This window comes from Paraburkholderia sp. JHI869 (genome assembly GCF_038900775.1).
GTDB lineage: Bacteria > Pseudomonadota > Gammaproteobacteria > Burkholderiales > Burkholderiaceae > Paraburkholderia.
The window spans coordinates 411,249-426,584 of the sequence record NZ_JAYMSC010000001.1 but is presented as its reverse complement, the minus strand read 5'-3'; the positions used below and the strand labels follow the sequence as shown (position 1 = coordinate 426,584).

At 62.7% G+C, this 15,336-nt stretch carries 12 protein-coding genes; all 12 read right to left on the bottom strand.

Going from position 1 to position 15,336, the window contains the following annotated elements; all coding sequences use genetic code 11:
- Position 1: 1 nt before the first annotated feature.
- Positions 2-3,220, bottom strand: a complete 3,219-nt coding sequence (locus VSR72_RS01965) for a multidrug efflux RND transporter permease subunit (protein ID WP_342950718.1) — start codon at positions 3,218-3,220, stop codon at positions 2-4.
- Positions 3,221-3,231: 11 nt separating this feature from the next.
- On the bottom strand, positions 3,232-4,518 hold the full coding sequence (locus tag VSR72_RS01960) for an efflux RND transporter periplasmic adaptor subunit (RefSeq protein WP_342950717.1): 1,287 nt from the start codon (positions 4,516-4,518) through the stop codon (positions 3,232-3,234).
- A 377-nt stretch (positions 4,519-4,895) separates the two neighbouring features.
- The gene (locus tag VSR72_RS01955) at positions 4,896-5,132 is read right to left on the bottom strand and encodes a hypothetical protein (RefSeq protein WP_342950716.1); all 237 of its coding nucleotides are present in this window, start codon (positions 5,130-5,132) and stop codon (positions 4,896-4,898) included.
- Positions 5,133-5,175: 43 nt separating this feature from the next.
- Complete coding sequence (locus VSR72_RS01950) at positions 5,176-5,460, bottom strand: hypothetical protein (protein ID WP_342950715.1); 285 nt, start codon at positions 5,458-5,460, stop codon at positions 5,176-5,178.
- Between the two features lie 257 nt (positions 5,461-5,717).
- Positions 5,718-6,461, bottom strand: coding sequence for an acetoacetate decarboxylase (locus VSR72_RS01945; protein ID WP_342950714.1), 744 nt, complete (start codon positions 6,459-6,461; stop codon positions 5,718-5,720).
- Positions 6,458-7,630, bottom strand: a complete 1,173-nt coding sequence (locus VSR72_RS01940) for a patatin-like phospholipase family protein (protein WP_342950998.1) — start codon at positions 7,628-7,630, stop codon at positions 6,458-6,460. Before VSR72_RS01940 ends, VSR72_RS01945 begins: the two co-directional genes overlap by 4 nt.
- Positions 7,630-8,217 carry a PqiC family protein gene (locus VSR72_RS01935; protein WP_342950713.1) on the bottom strand — a complete coding sequence of 196 codons (588 nt, stop codon included), beginning with the start codon at positions 8,215-8,217 and terminating at the stop codon, positions 7,630-7,632. The genes VSR72_RS01940 and VSR72_RS01935 overlap by 1 nt, the downstream gene beginning before the upstream one ends.
- The gene (locus VSR72_RS01930; RefSeq protein WP_342950712.1) at positions 8,214-9,836 is read right to left on the bottom strand and encodes an MlaD family protein; all 1,623 of its coding nucleotides are present in this window, start codon (positions 9,834-9,836) and stop codon (positions 8,214-8,216) included. Before VSR72_RS01930 ends, VSR72_RS01935 begins: the two co-directional genes overlap by 4 nt.
- Positions 9,811-11,100, bottom strand: a complete 1,290-nt coding sequence (locus tag VSR72_RS01925; protein WP_342950711.1) for a paraquat-inducible protein A — start codon at positions 11,098-11,100, stop codon at positions 9,811-9,813. The genes VSR72_RS01930 and VSR72_RS01925 overlap by 26 nt, the downstream gene beginning before the upstream one ends.
- Positions 11,101-11,522: 422 nt before the next feature.
- Positions 11,523-12,131 (bottom strand): lipid-binding SYLF domain-containing protein, encoded by a 609-nt coding sequence (locus tag VSR72_RS01920; protein WP_342950710.1) that lies wholly within the window; start codon positions 12,129-12,131, stop codon positions 11,523-11,525.
- A gap of 281 nt (positions 12,132-12,412) precedes the next feature.
- On the bottom strand, positions 12,413-13,384 hold the full coding sequence (locus VSR72_RS01915; protein ID WP_342950709.1) for an NAD(P)-dependent oxidoreductase: 972 nt from the start codon (positions 13,382-13,384) through the stop codon (positions 12,413-12,415).
- The gene (locus VSR72_RS01910) at positions 13,384-15,084 is read right to left on the bottom strand and encodes a GMC family oxidoreductase (protein ID WP_342950708.1); all 1,701 of its coding nucleotides are present in this window, start codon (positions 15,082-15,084) and stop codon (positions 13,384-13,386) included. Before VSR72_RS01910 ends, VSR72_RS01915 begins: the two co-directional genes overlap by 1 nt.
- Positions 15,085-15,336 lie beyond the last annotated feature (252 nt).

Genomic DNA, 15,336 nt, shown 5'->3' with positions numbered 1-15,336 from the left:
GTCAGTCGTCCTCATGCCGCGCGGACGGCGTGATGGTCGGCGAGCCAGAGCCGCCAGACGCGGGCGGCGGTGTTCCGCTGCCCGGCGCGGGTGTTTCCTTGCCGCCACCCTTGCGGGAGCCAAGCGTCTCGATCCCCCAGTAGAACATCGGAATGAAGAACACGGCGATCGCGGTGGCGCCCAGCATCCCGCCGATCACGCCTGTGCCGATCGAATGGCGGCTGTTCTGCGAGGCGCCGAGCGCAATCGCGAGCGGCACACAGCCAAGGATGAACGCCAGCGACGTCATCACGATCGGCCGCAGGCGCTCTTCCGCGGCGACCAGCGCGGCGTCGTATGGCGACTTGCCGCCCTCCCGGTTCAGCACCGCGAACTCGAAGATCAGGATCGCGTTCTTCGCGGCGAGCGCGATCAGCATGGTCAGCCCGATCTGGAAGTACACGTCGTTGTTCAGGCCGCGCAGCAGGATCGCGAGCAGCGCGCCGAAAAGCGCGAATGGCACCGCCATCAGCACGCCGAGCGGCAACGACCACTTCTCGTATTGCGCGGCGAGAATCAGGAACACCATGATGATCCCGAACACGAACACGAGCCCCCCGGTCGAGCCCGATTTGATCTCCTCGAACGCCTCGCCGCTCCATCCCACGGCGTAGCCCGGCGGCATCTGCCCGGCGAGCTCCTTCAAAGTATCGATCACCTGGCCCGAGCTGTAGCCCGGGGCCGCGTTCGCGGTAATTTTCACCGCCGGGAAGTTGTTGAAGCGCGTGATCAGGTCGGGTCCCGTGACGTACTTGTAAGTCATCACGGCCTTGATCGGCACCATGTTGTTCGAGCGGCTGCGCACGTAGATCTGGTCGAGGTCGGCGGGCGTGAGCCGGTAGTGCGGATCCGCCTGAACGATCACCTGCCAGAGGCGAGCGTCCTTGTTGAACTGCGACACGTAAAGCGAGCCGAACATCGTCTGCATCGCGCTGTAGACCTCTTCGACCGGCACGCCGAGCGTCTCCGCCTGGTCGCGGTCGACGTTCACGAGCAACTGCTGCGAGCTTGCGTTGAACGTCGTGGTCACGCCGGTCAGTTCGGGGCGCGCCTTCGCCTTCGTCATGAAGTCCTGCACGACGCCCGCGAGCTGCTGAATGGAGCCTTCTCCGTGGCTTTCGATCCACATTTCGCTGCCGCCCGTGGTACCGAGACCTGGAATGGACGGCGGATTCACCGGTACGACAATGCCCTCCTGAATCTTCGAGAGCGTTTCATATGCGTTGATCAGCACGGCACGCGCGTTTTGCTCCCGGATGTTCGAGAACTTGTACCGTTCGTCGAACCCCTTCAGGCCGACGAAGAACGTGCCCGCGTTGTTCTTGTTCTGGCTGTCGAGCAAGCTGTACCCATTCACGATCGTGATGCTGCTGACCGCGGCCTGCTTCATGAAATGGTCGGTGACCTTGTCGCCCACGGCCGCGGTGCGGTCGAGACTCGCGGCGTCCGGCATGATGATCGCGCCAAGCAGATAACCCTGGTCCTCGGGTGGCAGGAAAGCGCCGGGGATCGACTTGCCCATCATGACCGCAAGCACGATCACGGCGCCGAAAACAAGCAGGCCCAGCACGTAACGCCGGATTATGAACTGCACGGCGCGCCCGTAGCCGGCGGTCATCCGCGCGAACTGGTTGTCGAACCACCGGAAGAAGCCCTTCTTCTCATGGTGCGTGGGCTTGAGCAGAATGGCGGCCAGCGCCGGAGACAGCGTGAGCGCCACGATGCCCGAAAACACCACCGAGATCGCGATCGTGATTGCGAACTGCTTGTACAACTGTCCGGTGATCCCGCCGAGGAACGCAACCGGCACGAACACGGCGCACATGACGAGCACGATCGCGATGACCGGGCCCGACACCTCGTCCATCGCTCGCTTGGCCGCGTCTTTCGGACTGAGCTTGAATACGGTCATGTTGCGCTCGACGTTCTCGATCACGACGATCGCGTCGTCCACGACGATGCCGATTGCGAGCACCATGCCGAACAAGGTCAGCATGTTGATCGAAAAGCCCAGCGCCGCCATCCCCATCGCCGTCCCGACGATCGACACCGGTACGGCCAGCACCGGAATGAGCGTCGCACGCAGGCTCTGCAGGAACACGTACACCACGATCACCACCAGCACGAGCGCTTCGAAGAACGTATGAATCACGTCTGCGATCGAAGCACGCGTGAAATCCGTCGTGTCCAACGCGACCTGATAGTCGAGCCCTTCAGGAAACGACGTCTTGAGTTGCGCGAGCGTCTCGTGTACCTGCTTTGAGACGTCGAGCGCATTCGCACCCGGCTGCTGGTAAACCGCGATGATCGTCGCGGGCTTGCCCTGGAAGGTGGTGCGATTCGAATAGCTCTTTTGCCCCAGCTCGGCCCGGCCAATGTCTTTCAGGCGGACGATCGCCGCGCCGTTGCTTGCCGCACGGATGATGATATTGTCGAACTCCGCGGGCGTTGCGAGCCGCCCGGTGGTCGTCACCGCGAACGACTGCTCGACCGGGTTGCCGGTTGGCGCCTGGCCAACGGTGCCGACGGCGAATTGCTGGTTCTGCGCGCGCACGGCGTTCTGCACGTCGCCGGCGGTAATGCCGAGCTGCGCCATGCGATCGGGCTTCAACCAGATCCGCATCGCATAGTCTGGAGTGCCAAAGATCGACGACTGGTTCGCGCCTGGAATCCGCTTGAGCGTGTCGAGCACGTAGACGTTCGCATAGTTCGCGATATAGGTCGGATCGAAGCGGTCGTCCGGCGAGTAGATCGCGATCACCATCATGAATGCGTTCGACTTCTTCTGGACCTGGACGCCCTGCGACTGCACCTGCTGCGGCAGTTGCGGCAGCGCGAGGTTCACGCGGTTCTGCACGTCGACCTGGGCAAGTTCCGGATTGGTGCCGATCCCGAAGAAGACGTTGAGCGTGTAGTTGCCCGTGGACGAGCCGGACGAATACATGTAGATCATGTTGTCCGCGCCGTTGACCTGTTGCTCGATCGGCGCCGCCACGTTGTTCGACACGACGTCCGCGCTGGCCCCCGGGTAGGTCGCGGAGACCGTGATCTGAGGCGGCGTGACGTCCGGATACTGCGCGATGGGAAGAGAGAACAACGTCAGTGCGCCGCCAAGCGTGATCACGATCGAGATGACGGACGCGAAGATGGGCCGGTCGATGCAGAAGTGCGAGATGTTCATCGAGTCGCCCCTTACTGCGACGCGCCACTGGTTGCTGCCGGCGCCGTCGCTCGCGCGCCCGTGCTCACCTGAGGCGCCGACGCACCGCCCTTCTCGACGACCGTCTTGCCGCCGGTCTGCGTCGAGGGAAGCGTTCCGGCGATCTTGAGCGGCACGTCGGGCACGACGCGGATCGCGCCGTCCACCACAATGCGCTCGCCGGCCTTCAGGCCATCGTTGACGAACCAGTTATCGCCGCTCCAGTCGCCGACTTCGACCACGCGCTGCTTCGCCTTCGACTCATTGTCCACGACCCATACGAAGTGGCTCTTCGCGCCCTGCAACACCGCCCGTTGCGGCACGAGGATCGCATTCGGCCGCGTGGCGCCCGACACGCGCGCGCGCACGAACTGCCCCGGACGCAACGTGCCCTTCGGGTTCGTGAGCGAGGCCCGCACGAGGAACGTGCCCGTGTCGGTGCTGAACGCCGGATTCGCAAAGCTGATGGTGCCGTGCTGCGGAAATTCCGAGCCGTCGGCGAGTATCACGGCCACGACGAATTCGCTGTTCGGCGGGAAGATCAGTTTGCCTGCCGAAATCTCGTCCTGAAAGTGCAGCATTTCGTTTTCGGAAATGCTGAAATTCACCCAGATCGGATCGAGCTGATAGACAAAAGTAAGGAGACCCGATGAATTGGCGATCAGATAGCTGCCATCCTGCTGTCTTGCGTAGCTCGCGAGGCCATCCAGCGGCGACTTGATCGTCGTGTAGCCGAGGTTCAGCTCCGCCGTCTCCACCTGCCCTTGCGCGGAAATCACCGCGGCCTGGGCCTGCTTCTCGTTGCCGATCGCGTCGTCGAGATCCTTCTGGCTCAATGCTTGCTGCGCGGCGAGCGGCTTGACCCGCGCAAGATTCTGCTGCGCCACCGTGAGCCGCGCCTGCTGCTGCGCAAGCTCGCCCCGCGCCGTTTGCAGCGCGGCCTGAAATGGCTTCGGATCCATCAGGAACATCGTCTGGCCGGCCTTGACCTTGTCCCCTTCGGAGTACGTCCGCCGGTCTAGAAAGCCGTCCACGCGCGCACGAATTTCGACCTCGCGCGAACTCTGCGTCTGCGCGGTGAACTCGAGTTGGACCGGAGTGTCTTGAGCCACGACCGTCATCACCGTGACTTCCGGCGCGCCGAGCGCCGGCGGCCCCGAGGCCTTCTTGCAGCCGGCGAAAAGCGTTAGCGCAACGGCGACGAGGAGGAGTGGCAGGCGGTTCCGGGGTGCCGCAACGCGGGCGAACGGTCGGTGTTCGGGAAAGAACGGTCCACTCATGAATGCCCTCCCGCAACGCGCCGGACCTGCGCATCGCTGCGGTGTGCGCGCGCCATGGTCACCTATTCGTTGCCCGCTTACTGTTCGCGATCCGGATCAGCAAGTGCCGTGCACGCAGCGCGCTCGAATGCGCCACCAGCGCCGCCCGGCGCCCAGGTATCGGCGTCGTCTCGTCACGGCGCCCGTAGTCGTCAAGTGTGGTAGCCGTCCTGGGCAAAAACAATGAGACTTTGGTCCGATATCCCGCTGCGCACGGCGAGGACTCAGCGGTTGACCGTGCAACCGCCACGCTGCAAATACAGGGTTATTAGCTCAACCGTTGAAGTGAAAAGTAACGCTGCAAGCGTGGCGATATAGTCATGCCAACATTACGCACGTCAATGCCGGATTGGATGGCGGGTATTGCCGGCATGCGCGGCAAACTGACAGCGCTGGTCCAACTCGCCGCGAATCGACGCGTCGTTGAGAAAGCGATCGCTCTGCTCTTCACCGTATCTCTCTTGCAGTGGCGCTTCGATCGCTCGCCAGTCGGCGTATCGGCCAGAGTCGGCCAGATCGCGCGCGTAGCGCAGCATGTAGTCTTTCACCCCGAAAGCGGAATTTTTGTTTCTCATCCGCCTCTCCAGGTTAGCTGACGACCAAGGCAGCGTTGCGCAGTCAGTTGCAACCGTGGCTATTCGCTGTCCGATAACAGGTCTTGCCGCCGGGCCCACGCACGACGCCTTTTCCATTCTCCGTTTTCGCTTCGCCCCCACGATTGGTCTGGGTCGTGTGCACGCCATTCTGATTCGTTTGGGATGTCCAGCCCGTGCCAGTATTGCGGTTGTAACCGCCTGCGCTGGACCCGTTGCCACACACCGTTTCGCCACGGTTGTTGGTCGCGCATTCGGCAAATGCGCTTGAACTGATCATTAAGCAAGCCAATAGCAACACGATCTTCATGGCGGTCTCCCGAAGGTTCTGCCAAACGTATCCGGCGCACGATCGGTCGAGCTTTGATCATCACGCCGTCGCCGTGTCAAAGAGTGTAGGACGCGCGCTCAGCGAAGGCCAATGCCGCGAGAGGTTAACGAACAGAAGTCCGGACCGCGATATCCCGGTAGTACTCCTTGACGTCTATAGCGTCATTGCCCTCGCTATTGATCAGACGGAAAACGCGCTCCTCGCGAATGCGCGCCGACACGTACTGACGACGCGGCTTACCGATCCGCCAGATAGTCGTGCACGACAGTCCCCAGACCGAGTGTCAGGTCAGTCAGGATATGGACTCCGGAAAGCACCTCCAGAACAGGCAGTTCAGCGACAGGCGCCAGGGCGTGATGAAACAGCTCGAGCGCAGCCGGGCCGTTCCATGCGCCCTTGACAGTGATGTCCTCACAAAAGTACCGCACAAGTTCGCAAACCCGAGGGGTTCCGTCCACGTGGGGAATGATCTTGAGCAGGTAGTTGGGTGCGGTTAGCGACTCCATGATGCGGTCGTGCGGCACGGGACGATACTTGTAGCCCATCGTGGCAACCGCAATCGGAATGGCGCCGTATCGCAGTACGCCACCGATCGTGTCCTTCTCGACCCGCAGTTGCGGACTCGCGAGCTTCTTGGGGAAGCCCCAGATTTCCCGGCCACCGGCAATGGGCGCCATGTCGTCGAGGAACATCGCATGCACGTAGCTGCCGGTATGCCCCTGAAAACTCACCGGGATGACCTGGCCGGCTTCGGTGTAATCGCCAAAGCCCGTAGAGTTCGGCATGCGGATGAACTCGAATTTGACGATCGGCTCGACCATTTCGAGCGGGCCGGGTATGACCTTCTTCAACCGCTCCGGATCGGTCCGATAGGTGATGATGAGAAATTCCCGATCCACGAACCGGTAGGGACCCGGTGGAAAGGCCGGACTCGTGAGCGGCATGGCGAAGGCGTTCTCTCTGACTTCCGATTCCGTCATGGTGCTTTCTCCTGGTTTTGTGACTCGACCGGTGTCAGGTCGAATACGCGAATGCCATAAGCCAGCTCGACCACGTCTTCCCAGGCTTTGCGTGCAACGGCATCGTGCACGTCGCCGAGCCCGCCCTGCCATAGTTCGTCAACGGTGGCGCGTGAAAACTCGTAATCCTTGAAGTCCGCAGAGCCGGTGTTATGGCGATTGGTCATATGAACCAGGGCAACCGCGCCTCGCGTGCTCACCGCCGCCAGCCGTTGCGCGTCGGGATCGTCGCGCAACGCTTCGGGAAGCTTGTCCAGCAGACGCCGCAGCGCCGTACGCAACTCTTCGGTCTTCTTGATGTGCGCCGAGCTAAAGCGCGCTCTGCTTGCGTATTGAATGTCCTTTTGGCGCTCCTGAACCTGCTGAAGATTCTGGGGAAAATGGCCTGCGCCGGTGAACACGTCGACCTGCAATACGAGCGCACTCTCCCGATAGGCCTCATCGACGACGTACCACATCGGTGTATTGGAAGAGATGCCGCCGTCCCAGTACCACTGCCCCTCTATCAGGACAGGAGGAAACCCCGGCGGCAATGCGCCGCTCGCCATGACATGCTCCGGGCCTATCGTCGTTTTCGTATTGTCGAAGTAGACCGACTCGCCCGTGCAGACGTTCACCGCGCCGAGCGAAAGACGGACATCGCGCCGGTTGATCAGATCGAAATCGACCAGCTCCTCCAGCGTGCTCTTAAGAGGACGCGTGTCGTAAAAGCTGAGCGCGCCGGGAGTGGCCGGAGCAGCGAGGAACGGCGGTATTGCACGCGGCGTAAAAAAACCTGGCACACCGAACGTCACCACCGATACCGCACTCCACGCGTTGAACCACGAGCGCGTTGCGTTGGTCGTGGCTTCCGGTATCAGCGATGTGCGGGCGGAAACACGCTCCCAGAACTCGCGTAGCCGTTCAACCCGCCTTTTCGGCGGATTTCCGGCGATGATTGCCGCGTTGATTGCGCCAATCGATATACCCGCAATCCAGTCCGGCGCGATACCGATCTCAGTGAAGCCTTCGACCACGCCAGCCTGATACGCGCCCAGCGCGCCTCCGCCCTGCAATACGAAAACGGTATGGTCGAACCTGGCGAGGTTTTCGACAACCTGAGGAGGCAGTTTGCTCGTCTTGGCCTTCATCATTTCCGCCCCTTCAGGATCGCCGCTGCAATATCCGCACTCACCGCGCCCAACGCACGATCGTGAGCGGCGACAAGCGCGTCGTAGGCCTGCCCTTGAACAGGCACTTGCGCGAGCGTGTGCCCGACAAACGGTTTCGCGTCGCCTGGAGGCGAGAGGGTCCACTGCGCGTCTATCGTTGCCATTTTGCCCAGCACCGAATCGAATTGCATGATGTCGACGCGCACTCGCCACGTTGGCAAGCCAACCGAATCCGCCCCATACACGCTCACGTGCTCGGTGCCGAGCAGCACGGCAAGATCACCGGCGATCGTTCGCTGGATATTGCCTTTGAGCGGCTCTGCCCAGCGCTGAAACTCGTCCGGCCACACCTGGTTGTCGGCAACGCTGACGACGATCTGCGGCCGGTCGACCAGCGCGGGTATCGTGACCGGGTTGACCACGACGTATAGCGGCGCGGCGGCGCCCATGGCGGTAAGCGTCGTGTCCGGCTTCAAGCGGTAGAAGCTCGACGACGGCGTGTGGGCGCAGCCGCCGGACAAAACCGCCAACAGGACAATAACGACCGATATCAGTGCGCGTGTCACGGGTGGGTCTCCTGCTGCTTGCCGCGAATCAGCGACTCCGGATGCCGCTCCAGATAATCGGCGAGCGTGCGGAAGGCCGTAGCCGTGCGTGAAAGTTCCTGAATCATCTCAGTCGTGTTCTGCTGCAGGGCGGAGTCCGGCTGCAACGCGTTGTTGGCCGAGTCGAGCGCAGTGTGGGCCGCGGCGAGTGTGCCCTGCGCCTGCGGCACGACCATCGTGTCGAGATCGTTGAGCAGCAACTTCGCGCTCGCGAGCGTGTCTTTCGTGTTCTTGCCAATCGCATCGAACGGAATCGTGTTGAGCTTGGCCACGAGCTGCGTGATGTTCTCCTGCAACCGCTGGAGATTACCGGGGATCGTCGGAAGTTCGGGCGGCGTCGACGCCCAGTTGACGGTGGCCTTTGGCGCATCAGGAAAGAAGTCGGCGGCGAGGTAGAGTTGCCCCGTCAGCAGATTGCCTGTTTTAAGCTGAAGACGCAGTCCCTTCGCGACGAGGCGATCCGCCAGGGCGTGAGGATCGTTGGACAGCCGCCCGCCTGGCCCGGTGGTCACGCCAGCCTTGTAGCGCGATGTGAACAACTCTGGATAAAGTTCGAATTCCACCGGAATGGTGAACTTCTCTGTTTTCGCGTCGAAGCGCGTGTAGATGGCGGTCACTTCGCCCACCACGATGCCGCGGAAATCCACCGGTGCACCCACGGTCAATCCCTTGACCGACTCACTGAAGTCGGCAACGTACTTCTCGACGATGTGATAGTGCGCCTTCATCGCGTCAGTGCGATCCGGGAACAGCGTGAAGGTCGAGTTGGTCGCGGCGACGGTTTCGTCGAGCGCGCTTGGCGGCGATTCGAACGCCACGCCGCCGATCATGATCGACACGAGCGACTGCGTATTGACCTGGATGCCACCCGAGTCGACTGTGACATCGACACCGCTCGCGTGCCAGAAGCGCGTGTCCGCAAGTACGAACTTGTCGTAAGGCGCGTTGATGAATACTCTCATCGTCACACCGCGTCCGTCGGGATCGAGCCGGTAGCCCGATATCTGCCCGACCTGCAGCCTTCGGAAATAGACCGGCGTACCGACGTCGAGCGAGCCCATATTGGTGCTCGTCAAAATGAATTCGCGCCCCGGCACATCGCTCGCGAATGCCGGCGGTACCTCGAGGCCGACGAAGTCGCGCCGCGCGGTGTTCGATTTTCCAATATCCATTTCGACGTAAGAGCCGGACAGGAGCGTGCCGATCCCGGACACCGTCCCGCCGGATATGCGCGGCCGCACGACCCAGAAGCGCGTGGTGTCCACCAGCATGTTCGTCGCGTTCTTGTTGATGTCGGCGGTTGCGACGACACGCTCGTGGTCTGACGTGAGCGTCACGGCCTTGACGATCCCAATGTCGACGTTCTTGAACTTGATTTTTGTCTTGCCTGCCTCCAGACCGTCAGCAGTCAGGAAGCTGATCGTAATCGTTGGCCCCTTTTCGATCGCCGCCTTGACAGCGAGCCACCCGCCAATCAGAACAGCGAGGATGGGCACAAGCCAGACGACCTGAAGACGCCAGCGCGAGCGCGGCGTCGCGTTCGCGTCCGGGAAATCAGGCTTCTTCTCCGGTCCTGGCATGATTTCGCTCCACTTCGTCCCATATCAGGCGGGGATCGAACGCCATCGCCGCGAACATCGTCAGCACCACCACCGCGCCGAATGCGATTGCCGCGTTGCCGGCCTGGATCGTCGCGAGTGCCTGGAACTGCACGAGCGCGACGAGCATGGTGATCACGTAGATGTCGAGCATCGACCAGCGCCCCACGAACTCGACCATCCGGTAGATCCGCGTGCGCTCGACCGGGTACCACGGCGAGTGCGCCTGGGTGGAGATCGTCAGGTAGGCGAGCGCAAGAATCTTGAGCATCGGCACGGCGATGCTCGCGACGAATACGACGATCGCAAGCGGCCACGATCCCGATGTCCACAGGTACACGACACCAGAGAGAATCGTGTCGTCCTCGGTCCCGAAGAGCGAGTTCGTGTACATCACGGGCAACATGTTCGCCGGGATGTACATCACCATCGCCGCAACGAGGAAGGCCCACGTGCGCGACAAGCTTGCGGGCTTGCGCACGTGCATCGCCGCACCACAGCGCGGACAGTCGAAGGTATGCGCATTGGCCCGCACGCCTGCGAGCAGCCCGCAATCGTGACACTGCGCGAGGCCGCATCGTGCCGCGGTAAGCGAGCCTTGCAACGAGGCCTCGTCGAGATCCGGCTGCGCGTCGATATGCTCGACGGCAGCGACGCGCGCCCACAGGCTGCGGATATCGAACGCGGAGCCCGCCGCGGCCAGCACGAACATCAGGGCTGCGAACGACCACAGTGCGGGGCCCACGACCACCCCTGCGATCGCGGACAACTTCACGAGCGCAACGAGCAAGCCGAGGATCAGCACCTCGGTCATCCCCCATGGCTGGCAAAAGCGGCATAGCCGGAAGATGGCCGGACCGCCCCACGGCGCACGATTGCATTTCAGCGGGATCAGCAACCACAGCATGCTTGCGGTCTGCAGCATCGGCATCAGCACCGTGGTAAAAAACACGAGGCCCGCGATGGGCCATTTCCCGTCCAGGTACAGTACGCTCACGGCGCCCAGCAGCGTCGTTTCGACGACAGTCCCGCTGACCGACAGGCCGACGATCGGATAGAGATTCGAGACCGCGAAGAGCACGACCGCGGCGAGAGAAAACGCGAGCGCACGGTCCAGACTGTTGGGAAGTTCGCGGTAAAGCTGGGCGCTGCAGCGTCGGCATCGCAAGGCGCCGCCTTGCGGCACGGTCACTTCGCGCTGCAGGAGATCGCATTCGTGACAGGCGATGAGTTTCCCGTGAGTCATCGCGACACGTCCGCCTGCATGAGCACCGAAACCACGCAGATCTCGAAGAAAACGTCGAGCGTCGGGTGAATGGTCGATGAACTCGACGAATACATACATGTCATGTTGTCTGCACCGTTCACCTGCTACCGAGTTCTGCGCGCATGACGAGGGGCGCGAAGGTCCTTCGGTCGCGAACAGGCCGGAATACGGCGCAAGCTCGCCCGTGACAGCGATCAGCTGTCAGCGGATTGCGAGCCCACATGGCTGCCGTGGCCACCTTTGTGCCAGTGTGGACGCCACGAGGGTGCCGCACAATCGGACTTTGGTCCGATATTCAATCGGCGCGAGGCAGTCGCGGGGTATCTCGTCGTTCCTGCACCAGGACGATCAGCAGCGGTTGAGAAGCGTTTCTGCAGCGCGGCTGCGCACCAGGAAAACTGTCAGGGACTGATGCGAGAGATCTTGGTGCCTCGCAGCGCGGTTCCGGCCATCAAGCCCTGCTGGTTGAATACCATTGCATAGACATCGGACTGCGCCGTCTCGGTGTTGAGGTTCTTTGCGGTTCCCTCATCGACCACGACGACCGTTGGCCCGACACCGATTTCGAAATCGCTGCTGGTCTTTAGCGTGTTTAGCGCGGCGTCATTCATGAAAAGCATAACGTAGGCATATTGCTGCGCGCCTGCCTGGAAGCCGTAGGACACCGAAGTCGTGTCGTAATAGCCCGTGACCTTGCCACCCTCGATCAATTCGCCGGCCCCATGCGACACGCCGGCAAGAAAGCCTGCTCGCACCACACTTGGAAATATCAACACGGCCTTCGCTTTTTTGGCCAGGGCGTCCATCTGCGGGTGGGTCGATGCAAGGCTCGACATCGCCGCTTGTGAGTCAGCGTCGAGTACGCGTTTCGCGCTTGTGGGCGCGGCTTGCGATGTCTGAGCCGCGGTGGATGGCGGCGTGGCACTGCTGCTCGTCATACCGTCGGTCGTGCATGCCGCGAGGATGGTCAAAGCAGAAATCGCGGCCAGTGCTGGTGCAATTTTCGACATGACGCGCTCCAATCTTAATTAACCGCTCACAACTGGATCGAATCGCTTTCAACGCGCTTCCCACTTCGAATAGTCTAGTACGCTTCTAACCTCAATCCATTTTCTTTATTTGTTCAGACACAAGCGGTGAGACGACTGTGGTTATCATCCCCCTCGATGTATTCGAACAAATCAGCAACGCTTCGCGATGCGTACGATAGCTCGTGCTGCACGCCGGCTTGGGATGTTAGTGGACGTATCAGCCGTATATGGCTAACACGTTGCGCGCGAACCCGCCCGATTCACGCAGCGGACGGCACACCCGCCATAAACGTTTCGGCCTGCAGCGCGACGCGCCACGGCGTCCACGCAATATCGAACGCGCGCTCCGCGCGGCTCGCATCGAGGCGGATATCCTGCTGCCACAGCCGCGCGAGCGAAGGCGGCAGCGGCGGCGGCAGTTTCACGCCACCGAGTTTGCGCCCCGCGATTTCCGCAATCTTCAGCGCCGGCGCCAATACTTTCGTTTCGAGTGCGAGGCGGCGCGCACCGATGCGCTCCACCGGCGTCGCCCCCAAAATACGTGCGTACGCAACGAAATATTCGTTCCAGCGCGGCGCGTCGGCCATCGCAAGGTTATAGACCTGCGCACCCGAGGCCGGCATGCGCAGCGCGGCCAGCGCCGCCTGCACGACATCGTCGATGTGCACGAGGTTGCTGCACCCGTCGCCGGCGGCGCCAAGGTCGCCCAGACGCCGCGCGCGCAGCAGTTGCGCAATGCGCACCGACCACTGCGGACTGCCGCCACCGTATATGCAGCCAGGCCGCAATATCGTGAGCGCCGGAAGCGAAGTCAGCAGTCCTTCCGATTCTGCCTTCGCCTTGCCGTATGGACTCAACGCGGGACTCAACGCGGGACTCACGGCGTCGAGCACAGCCGTTTCGTCGATACGACCTTCGGCGGCGCCGTACACGGCCATCGAACTGAAGTGCACGACGGGCATCGGCACACCACGCGCATCCAGCGCGGCAAACAGCGCGCGCGCGTTGTCGACGATCGTCGCCGGCGCGCCCGCCACGCAGTTGACCACACCGTCCACGTCCGCAAGTGCGGCGGCGAGCGATGCGGGGTCCGCGGCATCGACTCGGCGCACGCCGCTCCCCTCCCTGCGCGAGGCGGCAACCGGCTCGCCCCATTCTGTACTGCTTATCGCTTTCACCAGATGGCGTCCGACAAAACCGGTCGCGCCGAGAACGAGAATACGGGCTTTCATCAAGCGGGTTCCGAATGGTTTTCTGTGGGAACGGGCAGCGCGCCAAGATTGGCGGCGCCCTTGAGGTGACCGGCCAGCCGCAGCGCGAGCGCGACGATGGTCAAGGTCGGGTTCGCCTGGCCCGAAGTCGGGAACACGGCAGCGCCCGCCACGTAGACGTTGTCCGCCTCATGGAGCCGGCAGTCGGCATCGACCACGCTCGTGCGCGCATCGTGGCCCATGCGCGCCGTGCCGATGTGATGACCGCCGTATGCGCCGTAGCGCGTCATTTCGGCTTCGACCTGCGCGGGGTCGTAGGTGAAGCGGCCAACGCCCGCGCGCTCGACTTCATGCGCAAGCGCGGCGAGCGCGCGGCTCACGGTCGCGACGTCCTGTTGCGTATAGCGCCAGTCCACGTGAATGCGGCGCTGGCCGAACGCATCGGTCTCGCTGCCCAGCGTGACGCGGCTCGCCGGATTGGGCTCCTGCTCCGCATGGAAGTCGAGCGAAAAGCGCAGATTCGCGGGACGCACGATTACCGAGGGGAACTTGCGCGCCGCCAGCGTGCGCCGCCGTAGCCAGTGCGACAGAAAACGCGCGGTATTCGGTGCGTCCGCAACGACGTTCTTCAGGTGCGCGAGCGTGGAGCCCGCGTAGCCTTCGGGCGTGCCGTCGTAAAGGCGCTTCGCGTATTCATAAGGCACGATGCGACGCGCGAGATACAGCGCGGAGAGAATGCCGTTGCCGTGCCCGGCGTCCGGGATGCGCGGATGATGCAGGCGCGCAATGAAGTTGCTCGCGCGCAGTGCGGCTTGCTGCTCCGGGCGCAGCGCGAGGCGCCGGCGGCAATAGATGCCCTCTTCCGAAACCTCGTACCCGTGCCACACGGACTGCGCTGCCGCGAGATCCATCGTGCCGATGGTGCCCGCGAGATGACTCATGTAATAGCGGCCCACCACGTCATGGGCGTTGCCGAGCCCCCGGCCGCTCGGCCCGGGGTTGTTGAGCAAAAGGCGCGGCACTTCGAGACCGCCGGTCGCGAGCACGTAGGCGCGCGCGGCCACCTCGAACGTCGCGCCGCCCACCACGCGCACCTGTGCCGCGCCGACGCGGCGGGTCGTTCCCGCCAGCATCGGCAGGCGGCACAGGTTCGCATGCTGGAGCACGCGCACGCGGCCTTTCGCGAGGCGCGCCCGGTAACGTTGACCGAAATCGGTCGGACAGCTAAAGCGCTCGAGCGTATGCGTCGAAAACACGTCGCTTGCGAAGCCGCCGATCATCGGGCGCAGCGGCGCGGCGAACGCGCCTTCGGCCGTATAGGCGAATTCGCCTGCCTCGCACAGCGCGTTGGCCTGCGGGTAGTAGCGCAGTACATCGGCGAACGCGACAGGCCAGCCGCTGTGCGCAACGTACTCGCGCGCCTCGAAGTCGAGCGCGTCGAGCGGCATGCAGCGGCCGCCCCACAGCGTGGTCGAGCCGCCAAAGCGGCGCACGCGGTAGTTGTCAGGCGGCGGATGCAGGTCCGCGTTTGCCACCGTGCCTGCGTATAGCTGCTGGGTTTCGGGCTCGGGCGCTTCGCCACCGCTCTCCAGCACGATCACGTCGAGCCCGCTCTCCTCCAGCGCGAGCGCGAGCGTAATGCCGGCCGCGCCAGCGCCCACGATGCACAGGTCCGCACGCAACTGCGTGCCTGCGGGAATCTCACGGGCGTCGGTGATCATCGTTGGTTATCTGCGGCAAATGGAAAAGGCAAAAAACGGGCCGCGGCGATGGTAACCGGTTGCATAGGGGCAACCAAAGGCGCAACCCAGGAAATTTCACGCGCATCCCGATTTTTGTCTCTAAAAAAACACTGTCGTGACACCCAGCCCACCGACACAGCAGTAAGATTCTGTCTGAAGTCCAAAAAGCCTTGGCAAAAGCCAGGAGACCAGAAAAAAACATAACGTTCGTCGCTTGACGGGGTGGCACGA

Coding starts and splice junctions, on each gene's coding strand:
- VSR72_RS01925 (WP_342950711.1), bottom strand. CDS start 11,100: ATGACTCACGGGAAACTCATCGCCTGTCACGAATGCGATCTCCTGCAG.
- VSR72_RS01955 (WP_342950716.1), bottom strand. CDS start 5,132: ATGAGAAACAAAAATTCCGCTTTCGGGGTGAAAGACTACATGCTGCGC.
- VSR72_RS01945 (WP_342950714.1), bottom strand. CDS start 6,461: ATGACGGAATCGGAAGTCAGAGAGAACGCCTTCGCCATGCCGCTCACG.
- VSR72_RS01910 (WP_342950708.1), bottom strand. CDS start 15,084: ATGATCACCGACGCCCGTGAGATTCCCGCAGGCACGCAGTTGCGTGCG.
- VSR72_RS01950 (WP_342950715.1), bottom strand. CDS start 5,460: ATGAAGATCGTGTTGCTATTGGCTTGCTTAATGATCAGTTCAAGCGCA.
- VSR72_RS01920 (WP_342950710.1), bottom strand. CDS start 12,131: ATGTCGAAAATTGCACCAGCACTGGCCGCGATTTCTGCTTTGACCATC.
- VSR72_RS01915 (WP_342950709.1), bottom strand. CDS start 13,384: ATGAAAGCCCGTATTCTCGTTCTCGGCGCGACCGGTTTTGTCGGACGC.
- VSR72_RS01940 (WP_342950998.1), bottom strand. CDS start 7,630: ATGAAGGCCAAGACGAGCAAACTGCCTCCTCAGGTTGTCGAAAACCTC.
- VSR72_RS01930 (WP_342950712.1), bottom strand. CDS start 9,836: ATGCCAGGACCGGAGAAGAAGCCTGATTTCCCGGACGCGAACGCGACG.
- VSR72_RS01960 (WP_342950717.1), bottom strand. CDS start 4,518: ATGAGTGGACCGTTCTTTCCCGAACACCGACCGTTCGCCCGCGTTGCG.
- VSR72_RS01965 (WP_342950718.1), bottom strand. CDS start 3,220: ATGAACATCTCGCACTTCTGCATCGACCGGCCCATCTTCGCGTCCGTC.